Consider the following 10,998-nt stretch of genomic DNA (forward strand, 5'->3'; position numbering starts at 1 on the left):
CAGGAATACAAAGAGGAGGAAATCAAATGACAAAAGAAGTACGCGTCCGTTATGCTCCAAGTCCAACGGGTCATTTACATATTGGGAATGCAAGAACCGCTTTATTTAATTACTTATACGCTCGCAGTGTAGGTGGAAAGTTCATCATCCGTATTGAAGACACGGATAAGAAACGTAATATTGAAGGCGGAGAAGAAAGTCAGCTTAAATATCTTCAATGGCTTGGAATTGATTGGGACGAAAGCGTAGATAAGCCTGGTGACTATGGCCCTTATCGCCAATCAGAGCGTAATCATATTTATGAGCAATATTTAAATGAGCTGTTAGAAAGCGGACAAGCTTATAAATGCTACTGTACGGAAGAAGAGCTGGAAGCGGAACGCGAAGCTCAATCAGCATCAGGCCAAATGCCCCGCTATTCCGGTAAATGCCGTAACCTGACAAAAGAAGATCAAGAGAGATTAGCTGCAGAAGGACGTCAACCAAGTATTCGTTTCCGTGTGCCTGCAGGGAAAGTATATTCTTTCAATGATATTGTGAAAGAAGATGTGGCATTTGAATCAGACGGAATCGGTGATTTTGTCATCGCGAAAAAAGACGGTACACCTACATATAACTTTGCCGTTGCAGTAGACGATTACCTGATGAAAATTTCACACGTTCTACGTGGAGAAGATCATATTTCCAATACACCAAAGCAATTAATGATTTTTGAAGCTCTTGGATGGGAAGCTCCTGTTTACGGGCATATGACATTAATCGTTAATGAAAGCCGTAAGAAACTGAGTAAGCGTGATGAAAGTATCATTCAGTTCATCGAACAATACGAAGCATTGGGTTATTTACCAGAAGCTTTATTCAACTTCATAGCGCTACTCGGCTGGTCTCCTAAAGGAGAAGAAGAGATATTTTCTAAAGATGAGTTTATTGAAATCTTTGATCCGGCGCGTCTATCTACTTCTTCTGCCCTGTTCGATAACCAGAAGCTAACATGGATGAACAATCAATACATGAAGAATTTAGAATTAGAGCAAGTGGTGGAGTTATCCCTTCCTCACTTAATCAGCGCTGGTAAATTAGAAGAGAATATGTCTGACGAGCAGCGTGAATGGACGAGTCGCGTCATTTCTTTATACCAGGAGCAAATGAGCTTCGGTGCTGAAATCGTGGAGCTGTCTGAAATGTTCTTCAAAACAGATCTTGAATATGATGAAGAGGCGAAAGCGGTGTTGGAAGAGGAGCAGGTCCCTGAAGTACTTCAAGCTTTCTTGAACGAGATTGAAGCTCTTGAAAATTATGAAGCAGCAGAAATCAAATCGTCTATCAAAGCGGTGCAAAAGTCGACTGGTCATAAAGGGAAGAAGCTGTTTATGCCGATCCGTGTAGCGGTAACAGGACAGACACATGGTCCTGAATTACCGAATGCGATTGAGCTTTTAGGGAAAGATACCGTTAAACATCGTCTTCAAAGTCTTTTAGGTTAACATTTTGGATGTTATGTAATATAGTAAGAGTATCACAATAAATGATATCGCGTTGATGAGGAGAAGTAAGAAAAGGATGCTTAGTAGAGAGAACCATCACCGGCTGAAAGTGGTTTAAGCCCCTCCGATTCTGAAATGCACCTCTGAGCCCGTTACTGAAATATAGTAGGTAAAGGCGGCTTCCTACCGTTAACAGGATTCGAGTTGGAGAAGGGTATTTTTCTTCTCAATCAGAGTGGAACCGCGCTACCTAAGCGTCTCTGTCAGTTTATTGACAGAGGCGTTTTTTTATTGTTAAGTGCTTATATTTTTAAAAAAGGAAGGGGGATGGATCCGAATGTTTAAGTCATTTAGGGAAGATATAGAAGTAGTGTTTGATCAGGATCCGGCTGCCAGGAATTATCTCGAGGTCATCCTTACGTATTCGGGTCTTCATGCCATATGGGCCCATCGCATAGCCCATGCTTTTTTCAAAAGGAAATTCTTTTTTATCGCTCGCGTTATTTCGCAGGTAAGCCGCTTTTTCACCGGGGTTGAGATTCACCCAGGGGCAAAAATCGGCCGCCGATTTTTCATTGATCATGGTATGGGAGTCGTGATTGGTGAAACGTGTGAAATCGGAGATAATGTTACGCTCTTTCAAGGGGTGACCCTTGGTGGAACAGGCAAAGAAAAAGGGAAGCGGCATCCTACGATTCAGGATAATGCTCTTATCGCCACGGGAGCGAAAGTATTAGGATCGATTGTAGTTGGGGAAAATTCTAAGGTAGGGGCTGGATCGGTCGTGCTGAAAGATGTTCCCCCAAATTCAACCGTCGTCGGTATTCCGGGGAAGGTCGTCATTCAGGATGGCGTCAAGATACAGAAGGATCTGAATCACTGTGATCTCCCCGATCCGATGAATGATCGTATGAAGCAACTGGAAATGGAATTGAACGAGGTAAAATCATTATTAAGGGAATATGAAGGAAGGAGTCGATCATATTGACGATTCGTTTATATAACACATTGACAAGAAAAAAAGAGGAATTTATACCCCTGGAAGAGGGTAAAGTCAAAATGTATGTGTGCGGGCCGACGGTTTATAACTATATTCATATAGGAAATGCACGCCCGGCCATTGTCTTCGATACGGTGAGACGCTATTTGGAATACAGAGGCTTTGATGTTCACTTTGTCTCTAACTTCACAGATGTGGATGATAAATTGATTCGTGCGGCAAATGAGCTGGGAGTGGATGTTCCGACGGTTGCCCAGCGCTTTATCCAGGCGTACTTTGAAGATACCGGAGCACTTGGATGCAAGAAAGCGGATGTTCATCCGACTGTAACAGACAATATTGATGCCATCATTGATTTTATCTCTGCTCTTGTGGAGAAAGGGTTTGCTTACGAATCACAAGGTGACGTTTATTATCGTACAAGAAAGTTTGATGGATACGGTAAGCTTTCTCATCAGCCGATCGATGAGCTTAAAGCAGGCGCCCGCATAGATGTAGGGGATAAAAAAGAAGATGCTCTTGATTTCGTATTATGGAAAGCGGCGAAAGAAGGGGAAATTTCTTGGGAAAGCCCTTGGGGTGAAGGCCGTCCCGGCTGGCATATTGAGTGCTCTGCCATGGCAAAGCGCTACTTGGGGGATACCATCGATATTCACGCCGGGGGCCAGGATTTAACCTTCCCTCATCACGAGAATGAAATCGCACAATCAGAAGCACTTACAGGAAAGCCATTCGCAAAGTACTGGATGCACAATGGATATATTAATATTGATAATGAGAAAATGTCTAAATCACTTGGGAATTTTGTATTGGTTCATGACATCATTAAAGAACAGGATCCACAAGTCCTTCGTTTCTTTATGCTATCTGTTCATTATCGTCATCCTATCAACTACAATTTAGAGCTTCTTCAAAATGCAGAGTCCGCTTTAGATAGAATTAAGACAGCTTATGAGAACTTGAAGCACCGTAAGGAATCGAGTACAGACCTGACGGATAACAACCGGGAATGGCTGGACAAAATCGCTGAATTAAAAGCGCAGTTCATCTCTGAAATGGATGATGATTTTAACACAGCCAACGGAATTTCCGTCTTATTCGAATTATCCAAGCAAGCCAATTATTATTTAATGGAGAAAAATACAGCTACAGAAGTGATTGATATGTTCTTGAGCCAATTCGAAGACTTCTTCTCTGTCCTGGGGCTAAGCCTTCAGGAAGCAGAACTGTTGGACGAAGAAGTGGAAGAACTGATCGAGAAACGCGTTCAGGCACGTAAAGATCGGAACTTCCAATTAGCAGATGAAATTCGTGACACATTAAAAGAGATGAATATCATCTTGGAAGATACTCCTCAAGGCATTCGCTGGAAAAGAGGGTCTTAATGCTTCACGAGATAAATGAACAAATCGATGCGAAACAAATCAATGCACTTGCACTGGCTTATATGGGGGATGCTGTATATGAAACGTATGTACGGCAGCTCCTCTTAACAAAAGGAAAAATCAAGCCGAATCAGCTTCACAGAGCGGCGACGAAGTATGTGTCTGCTAAAGCTCAAGCGGCTATTCTCAGAACGTTGTTCGATCAGGACGTCTTAACGGAAGAAGAGATATCGATTGTCAAGCGCGGCCGGAATGCGAAATCCGGAACAACGCCAAAAAATACGGATGTACAAACGTATAAACACAGCACTGCTTTTGAGGCGCTTATTGGATATTTGTTTTTACTTAATCGGACAGAGCGATTAGAGGAACTGTTGAAGATGATATTTGAACAAGCCCAGGCAGGAAAGGAGGAGTAGAAATGAGTAAAGATTTTATCGGAGGAAGAAATCCGGTTATGGAAGCATTGAAGTCGGGAAGGGATATCAATAAGATTTGGATTGCAGAAGGTTCCCAGAAAGGCTCCATCCAGCAAATTGTTGGACTTGCCAAAGAATCGAATGTGATGGTTCAATACGTTCCGAAGAAGAAGATAGAACAAATGGTAGCGGAAAATCATCAAGGGGTCGTGGCCTCTGTAGCTGCTTATCAGTATGCGGAAATTGATGATTTGTTTCATAGGGCCGAACAAAAAGGGGAAGATCCATTCATACTGATCCTGGATGAATTAGAGGATCCTCATAACCTGGGTTCGATCATGAGAACAGCGGATGCTGCTGGTGCCCATGGAATCATCATCCCGAAGAGGAGAGCAGTGGGGCTGACGTCAACGGTAGCGAAAGCTTCAACGGGTGCCATTGAGCACATTCCGGTTGCACGTGTAACCAACCTGTCCAGAGCGGTTGATGAACTGAAAGAACGTGGTGTATGGGTGGCAGGAACGGATGCGAAAGGAAAGCAGGATTTCCGCCAATTGGATGGTACGCTGCCTATCGGCTTGATTATCGGAAGTGAAGGTAAAGGGATGAGCCGAATACTTAGAGATAAATGTGATTTCCTTGTTCAGTTGCCAATGGTCGGTCATGTAACATCATTAAACGCTTCGGTGGCAGCTAGTATTTTAATGTATGAGGTCTATCGTAAACGCCACCCGTTGGGAGAATAGAGAGACATGGATATTCTCCTTGTGGACGGCTATAACATAATCGGTGCCTGGTCAGAGCTGAATGAGTTGAAACATAAGGATTTGGCCGCAGCGAGAGATCGCCTTGTAGAACTAATGGCTGAATATCAAGGATATACCGGCTACCGGGTCATTGTCGTTTTTGATGCTTATTACGTTCAGGGAATTGCCCGTAAATATAGAAATTATAAGGTGGAAGTCATTTTCACGAAAGAAAATGAAACAGCGGATGAACGAATTGAAAAATTAGCCATTGAGTTAAGTAATATTAAAACTCAAATTCATGTAGCCACTTCTGATTTCACGGAGCAATGGGCGATCTTTGGCCAGGGAGCCCTCCGTAAATCAGCAAGGGAGCTGCACACAGAAGTAAAAGTCATCGAAAAAAAGATTGAAAGAAAAGTACGGAATTCAAGTGATAAAAGGCCGGCTTCCAAGATCCAATTATCAGATGAAGTTGCTGAAATTTTCGAAAAATGGCGCCGCGGGGAACAATGAGAGGTTGACGATTGAATTTTCTGTAATGTATAATATTTCTATCTATTGTTTTGCGCGGGGGGATGTGTGTGAGCAATATCACCAGGACAGAAGCATTTGATAATCGATTAGAAGGCATGGATGATGAAGAGATCATAGAAGCCGTCCATCAGGGTCACAGCGAAGCGTTAGATTTCTTAATCAGGAAATATCGTAATTTTGTAAGAGCGAAAGCCCGCTCGTATTTCTTAATTGGGGCAGATAAGGAAGATATCGTCCAGGAGGGTATGATTGGATTATACAAGGCGATCCGTGATTATAAAGAGGACAAGCTGACTTCTTTTAAAGCGTTTGCAGAGCTTTGTATCACAAGACAAATCATTACAGCCATTAAGACAGCCACGAGACAGAAGCATATACCATTGAATTCGTATGTTTCATTGGACAAGCCCATTTATGACGACGAGTCAGACCGAACGCTCTTAGATGTTATTTCAGGTGCGAAAGTAATGGATCCGGAAGCGCTGATAATCAATCGTGAAGAATTCGATAATATGGAAGACAAGATGGCTCAGTTATTAAGTGATCTTGAGAGGAAAGTACTGGCTCTCTATTTAGACGGTCAATCCTATCAGGAGATCTCTGAAGAACTGAACCGCCATGTGAAATCCATCGACAATGCCTTGCAGCGAGTGAAAAGAAAGCTCGAACGATACTTGGAAGTTCGCGAAATAACGATGTAAAGTCATATTGACACAAATTGGTGGTCGTGTTATTTTTGATAGGACTTACTATGGATAGTATAGGTGGAATATATGACTACTAAATTAATACTTGCTTGTACGGTGTGTGGTTCCAGGAATTATAGTGTACCGGGTAATCGTAATCAAGCAGTTCGATTAGAATTGAAGAAATTCTGTAATACATGTAATGCTCACACCCTACACAAAGAAACAAAATAGTGGAGCACCAAGTCTTGCGTATTGATATTAGTTGGAGGTTACAAACGGATGTTTAAATTCTTTCGCAATGTTGCATCAGAAATGAGAAAGGTCAGCTGGCCTAAACGTAAAGAGTTAACACGCTATACGATTACCGTTATTACGACAGTGGTATTTGTTGCCCTTTTCTTTGCTGTCATTGACCTGGGCATCTCAGAACTTATGCGATTGATCATTGGTTCTAAGTAAGAGAAACATAGAATTAGTTGTATATATACCGTGAAATCATGGTATAATGAATGTTAATAGAGTACATGACCTTAGAGCCCGTTATCTTTTTACGGGTTTTTTCATTTGGAGAAAAAAAGGCGGATAAGTATTCTTAAACAGCGAGGAGGGACGGACGTTTAGTCCTATTAAATGGAGAAAAATTGGTATGTAGTTCATACTTATTCAGGATATGAGAACAAGGTTAAAGCGAACCTTGAGAAACGTGTTGAAACGATGGGGATGCAAGACAAAATCTTCCGCGTGATCGTACCTGAAGAAGAAGAGACAGATTTCAAGAACGGTAAGAAGAAAGTCGTTAAGAAGAAGGTCTTCCCTGGTTATGTGATCGTGGAAATCGTCATGACGGATGATTCCTGGTACGTTGTTCGTAACACGCCTGGAGTTACCGGGTTTGTCGGTTCATCAGGTTCAGGTTCAAAGCCTACTCCTTTATTACCCGAAGAAGTGACAAATCTTCTGAAGCAAATGGGTATGACAGAGAAAAAGGTAGAGATCGACTTCGAATTAGGAGAAACAGTAAAAGTAAACGAAGGTCCGTTTGCGAACTTTACCGGCTCAATCGAAGAGATTGATAATGCGAAAGCAAAAGTGAAAGTTCATGTTAATATGTTTGGCAGAGATACCCCGGTAGAACTGGATTTCTCCCAAATTGATAAATTATAATGGAAAAGAACTTGAAATCATTCTGAAAAAATGGTACTATTTCATAAGTCAGTGCGTCTCCGCAAAGAGATACTGAAACTAATAGACGTTCTTTATGTTGATAAAGACATTTTTTACATGAGTGGGAGGGTGAAAAACCCAATAACCACATCACGGACTTAAGGAGGTGTGTCTCGTGGCTAAAAAAGTTATTAAAATGGTTAAATTGCAGATTCCTGCCGGTAAAGCTAATCCAGCTCCACCAGTTGGTCCTGCACTAGGTCAAGCAGGTGTTAACATCATGGGATTCTGTAAGGAATTCAATGCTCGTACAGCAGATCAAGCTGGCTTAATCATTCCTGTTGAAATTACGGTATTTGAAGACCGTTCATTTACATTCATCACAAAAACTCCACCCGCTGCAGTTTTACTTAAAAAAGCAGCTGGTATCGAGTCTGGTTCAGGCGAACCAAACAGCAAGAAAGTGGCAACACTTAAACGCGACAAAGTACGTGAAATTGCTGAAACAAAAATGCCTGACTTAAATGCAGCTAGTGTTGAATCAGCTATGCGCATGGTAGAAGGAACTGCGCGCAGCATGGGTATCGTCATCGAAGACTAATCCCTGCTTCGTTAAAGGTCCTGTTGAACGAGGTTGCGATGATGAAATGTACGTTTCACTCGCAACCTTATTTCGTGGGAGGTTATTCCGCTAAAACCACATATAGGAGGAAATTTAAAATGGCAAAAAAAGGCAAAAAGTTTCTTGAAGCTCAAAAGCTTGTAGATCGTACTACAGCTTACTCAGTTGAAGAAGCAATCGAATTAGTAAAGAAAACAAACTTCGCTAAGTTTGACGCAACGATCGAAGTAGCGTTCCGCTTAGGTGTAGATACTCGTAAGAATGACCAGCAAATCCGTGGAGCAGTTGTACTTCCACACGGAACTGGTAAAACTCAAAAAGTTCTTGTGTTCGCTAAAGGCGATAAAGCAAAAGAAGCAGAAGCTGCTGGCGCTGATTTCGTAGGTGATGCAGAACTAATCAACAAAATCAACCAAGGTTGGTTCGAGTTCGATGTTATCGTAGCCACTCCTGACATGATGGGTGAAGTTGGTAAGCTTGGTCGTGTATTAGGACCTAAAGGTTTAATGCCAAACCCTAAAACTGGAACAGTTACATTCGACGTGACTAAAGCTGTCAATGAAATCAAAGCTGGTAAAGTTGAATACCGTGCTGACAAATCAGGTAACGTACACGTTCCTGTTGGAAAGATTTCTTTCGACAACGAAAAGCTTGTTGAAAACTTTGCTACAATGTATGAAACAATGCTTAAAGTTAAACCTGCAGCTGCAAAAGGAACTTACATGAAAAACGTTTCTGTAACTTCTACAATGGGACCTGGCGTTAAAGTCGATCCTTCAACTTTCGCAGTTAAGGCATAATTTGGTATTGACTTACCTTGAGCTAATGATTATAATTAGTTCTGTTGTTAAAAACGAATACATTTGTACCGTAGACAGTAGGTGCTCATTCAGAGCTTAATGTCCTGCCGAGGTAATTGCGATAAAATAACCGCTTATAGCGTGTTTGCAATGCCCTTATGTCTACCTTGATATAAGGGCATTTTTTATTGGATGACGGTATAAATGTTCATCAGTCAATCTACAGGAGGTGTAATGATGAGCAGCATTCTAGAACAAAAGAAACATATCGTTGGAGAAATCTCTGACAAGCTAAAAAACAGTGTATCTACAATCATTGTAGATTACCGTGGTCTGGATGTTTCCGAAGTAACTGAGCTTCGTAAACAACTTCGTGAAGCTGGCATCGACTTCAAAGTGTACAAAAACACTATGGTTCGTCGTGCGGCAGAAGAAGCTGGTCTTGAAGGGTTAAACGAATTCTTAACGGGTCCTAACGCGATCGCGTTCAGTACTGAAGAAGTAGTTGCACCTGCAAAGATTCTTAACAGCTTTGCTAAAGAACACGAAGCACTTGAAATCAAGACGGGTGTCATTGAAGGAACAATCACTTCAGTTGAGGATGTTAAAGCGATCGCTGAACTTCCAAACCGTGAAGGACTTCTTTCTATGCTACTCAGCGTGCTTCAAGCTCCAATGCGCAACTTTGCATTGGCGACAAAAGCCGTTGCAGATCAAAAAGAAGAGCAAGGCGCGTAAGTTAAAGCAAGTCGTTTAAATAAAAATTAAGCAAACATTACAAGGAGGAAATTTAAAATGAGTAAAGAGCAAATCATTGACGCGATTAAAGAAATGTCAGTTCTTGAATTAAATGATCTAGTTAAAGCAATCGAAGAAGAATTCGGAGTAACTGCTGCTGCACCTGTAGCTGTAGCTGCTGGTGGCGGAGACGCTGCTGCAGAAAAAACTGAATTCGACGTAATCCTTGAGAGCGCTGGGTCTCAAAAAATCAAAGTTATCAAAGTTGTTCGTGAAATCACAGGTCTTGGCCTTAAAGAAGCGAAAGAAATGGTTGATAACACTCCAAAAGCTCTTAAAGAAGGTATTTCTAAAGAGGAAGCTGAAGAACTTAAAGCTAAACTTGAAGAAGTTGGAGCTGGCGTAGAAGTTAAGTAATGATTGTATAGATGAAAAGCTCGCTATATTTGGCGGGCTTTTTTCTTGTCTGGCACCTAACAGTAAGTAAACAATTGCGTTTATCGTCCGTTACCTTCATTTCCTTTTGGGAAAGATGGTTAATAGACTTGATGTACCAAAGGATGGAGATGATATAATGACCGATCACTATTATTCTCATAACCCTGATGTAGAGAGTAACCCCCAAACGATCGCCTTTGAATTGAGAGGACATGCGTTCCGTTTTAAAACGGATCAAGGTGTTTTTTCGAAGAAGGAAGTTGACTTTGGTTCAAGAGCTTTGATTGAAACGTTTAAATTACCAGACGTAACGGGTCCGTTACTGGATGTCGGTTGCGGGTATGGTCCAATCGGTTTGTCTTTAGCGAAAGAAAATGATAATCGTATGGTTCATATGATTGATGTAAACGAGAGAGCGTTGTCTTTAGCAAAAGAAAATGCTAGAGAGAATAAAGTTCAAAACGTGAGCATCTACCAAAGTGACCGATTTACGAATGTCGTTGAAACGGAATTTGCGGCCATTTTAACAAACCCGCCGATAAGAGCAGGGAAAGAAACGGTTCATTCGATTCTTGAAACTAGTTATGACTACCTGAAGGAGAATGGTGAATTGTGGGCCGTTATACAGAAGAAACAAGGCGCTCCATCTGCCATGGATAAAATGGAAGAATTGTTTACAAATGTAGAAATTGTCGCCAGGAAAAAGGGTTACTACATCTTGAAATCGGTAAAAGAAATCCGTTGACGTAGCTTTACTGCTATGATAACATTATAAAATGCAAAAATATTATTTTCCGGTATTATGTCCATATGTATACATATTGGATAAATTGGAAAAGATTATAAAATAATAGTTCGTAATATGAAAATGAGGTTTTATCATTAAAACCCTTTTTCTTTTTGTCTTGTGTAGAGTAGCATTCCTACTTGAAGGCATATAGACACAACCAAAACGCTTGATTTGAGGGGTGAATCA

At 41.3% G+C, this 10,998-nt stretch carries 15 protein-coding genes and 2 other annotated features; all 15 genes read left to right on the forward strand.

Translation table 11 applies throughout. The annotated features are described in order from the left end of the window. The first annotated feature begins 26 nt into the window (after positions 1 to 26). The 15 genes from gltX to AAEM60_RS00690 all read left to right on the forward strand — a co-directional run bounded on the left by gltX (position 27) and on the right by AAEM60_RS00690 (position 10,767). Positions 27 to 1,484 carry a glutamate--tRNA ligase gene (gene gltX, locus AAEM60_RS00620; RefSeq protein WP_299746086.1) on the forward strand — a complete coding sequence of 486 codons (1,458 nt, stop codon included), beginning with the start codon at positions 27 to 29 and terminating at the stop codon, positions 1,482 to 1,484. A gap of 43 nt (positions 1,485 to 1,527) precedes the next feature. Then, positions 1,528 to 1,749: a binding site (T-box leader), on the forward strand. Between the two features lie 72 nt (positions 1,750 to 1,821). Beyond that, positions 1,822 to 2,472, forward strand: a complete 651-nt coding sequence (cysE, locus tag AAEM60_RS00625) for a serine O-acetyltransferase (RefSeq protein ID WP_148971226.1) — start codon at positions 1,822 to 1,824, stop codon at positions 2,470 to 2,472. Then, on the forward strand, positions 2,469 to 3,869 hold the full coding sequence (gene cysS / locus AAEM60_RS00630) for a cysteine--tRNA ligase (protein ID WP_299746090.1): 1,401 nt from the start codon (positions 2,469 to 2,471) through the stop codon (positions 3,867 to 3,869). The genes cysE and cysS overlap by 4 nt, the downstream gene beginning before the upstream one ends. Continuing rightward, positions 3,869 to 4,288, forward strand: a complete 420-nt coding sequence (locus tag AAEM60_RS00635) for a Mini-ribonuclease 3 (RefSeq protein WP_113970873.1) — start codon at positions 3,869 to 3,871, stop codon at positions 4,286 to 4,288. Before cysS ends, AAEM60_RS00635 begins: the two co-directional genes overlap by 1 nt. 2 nt (positions 4,289 to 4,290) lie before the next feature. Then, complete coding sequence (rlmB, locus tag AAEM60_RS00640; RefSeq protein WP_148971229.1) at positions 4,291 to 5,034, forward strand: 23S rRNA (guanosine(2251)-2'-O)-methyltransferase RlmB; 744 nt, start codon at positions 4,291 to 4,293, stop codon at positions 5,032 to 5,034. Between the two features lie 6 nt (positions 5,035 to 5,040). After that, positions 5,041 to 5,550, forward strand: coding sequence for an NYN domain-containing protein (locus AAEM60_RS00645; RefSeq protein WP_299746109.1), 510 nt, complete (start codon positions 5,041 to 5,043; stop codon positions 5,548 to 5,550). Between the two features lie 116 nt (positions 5,551 to 5,666). Beyond that, on the forward strand, positions 5,667 to 6,272 hold the full coding sequence (gene sigH / locus AAEM60_RS00650) for an RNA polymerase sporulation sigma factor SigH (protein WP_229597131.1): 606 nt from the start codon (positions 5,667 to 5,669) through the stop codon (positions 6,270 to 6,272). Between the two features lie 72 nt (positions 6,273 to 6,344). Next, positions 6,345 to 6,491: a 50S ribosomal protein L33 gene (gene rpmG, locus AAEM60_RS00655; protein WP_079534455.1), complete on the forward strand. Its 147-nt coding sequence runs from the start codon at positions 6,345 to 6,347 to the stop codon at positions 6,489 to 6,491. Between the two features lie 48 nt (positions 6,492 to 6,539). After that, positions 6,540 to 6,719 carry a preprotein translocase subunit SecE gene (gene secE, locus AAEM60_RS00660; protein WP_044340513.1) on the forward strand — a complete coding sequence of 60 codons (180 nt, stop codon included), beginning with the start codon at positions 6,540 to 6,542 and terminating at the stop codon, positions 6,717 to 6,719. A gap of 171 nt (positions 6,720 to 6,890) precedes the next feature. Next, entirely contained in the window at positions 6,891 to 7,424 is a 534-nt protein-coding gene (gene nusG, locus AAEM60_RS00665; RefSeq protein WP_098353402.1) for a transcription termination/antitermination protein NusG, read from the forward strand. A 175-nt stretch (positions 7,425 to 7,599) separates the two neighbouring features. After that, the gene (gene rplK, locus AAEM60_RS00670) at positions 7,600 to 8,025 is read left to right on the forward strand and encodes a 50S ribosomal protein L11 (protein WP_032085258.1); all 426 of its coding nucleotides are present in this window, start codon (positions 7,600 to 7,602) and stop codon (positions 8,023 to 8,025) included. A gap of 74 nt (positions 8,026 to 8,099) precedes the next feature. Continuing rightward, positions 8,100 to 8,846: a 50S ribosomal protein L1 gene (rplA, locus tag AAEM60_RS00675; RefSeq protein WP_299746265.1), complete on the forward strand. Its 747-nt coding sequence runs from the start codon at positions 8,100 to 8,102 to the stop codon at positions 8,844 to 8,846. Between the two features lie 50 nt (positions 8,847 to 8,896). Then, positions 8,897 to 9,041: a sequence feature (ribosomal protein L10 leader region), on the forward strand. A 42-nt stretch (positions 9,042 to 9,083) separates the two neighbouring features. Further along, on the forward strand, positions 9,084 to 9,584 hold the full coding sequence (rplJ, locus tag AAEM60_RS00680; RefSeq protein WP_299746133.1) for a 50S ribosomal protein L10: 501 nt from the start codon (positions 9,084 to 9,086) through the stop codon (positions 9,582 to 9,584). A 57-nt stretch (positions 9,585 to 9,641) separates the two neighbouring features. Next, on the forward strand, positions 9,642 to 10,001 hold the full coding sequence (rplL, locus tag AAEM60_RS00685; RefSeq protein ID WP_299746135.1) for a 50S ribosomal protein L7/L12: 360 nt from the start codon (positions 9,642 to 9,644) through the stop codon (positions 9,999 to 10,001). 157 nt (positions 10,002 to 10,158) lie between these two features. Then, entirely contained in the window at positions 10,159 to 10,767 is a 609-nt protein-coding gene (locus AAEM60_RS00690) for a class I SAM-dependent methyltransferase (RefSeq protein WP_299746137.1), read from the forward strand. Positions 10,768 to 10,998: the final 231 nt, after the last annotated feature.

Origin of the sequence: Rossellomorea sp. y25, from assembly GCF_038049935.1 — a bacterium.
GTDB lineage: Bacteria > Bacillota > Bacilli > Bacillales > Bacillaceae_B > Rossellomorea.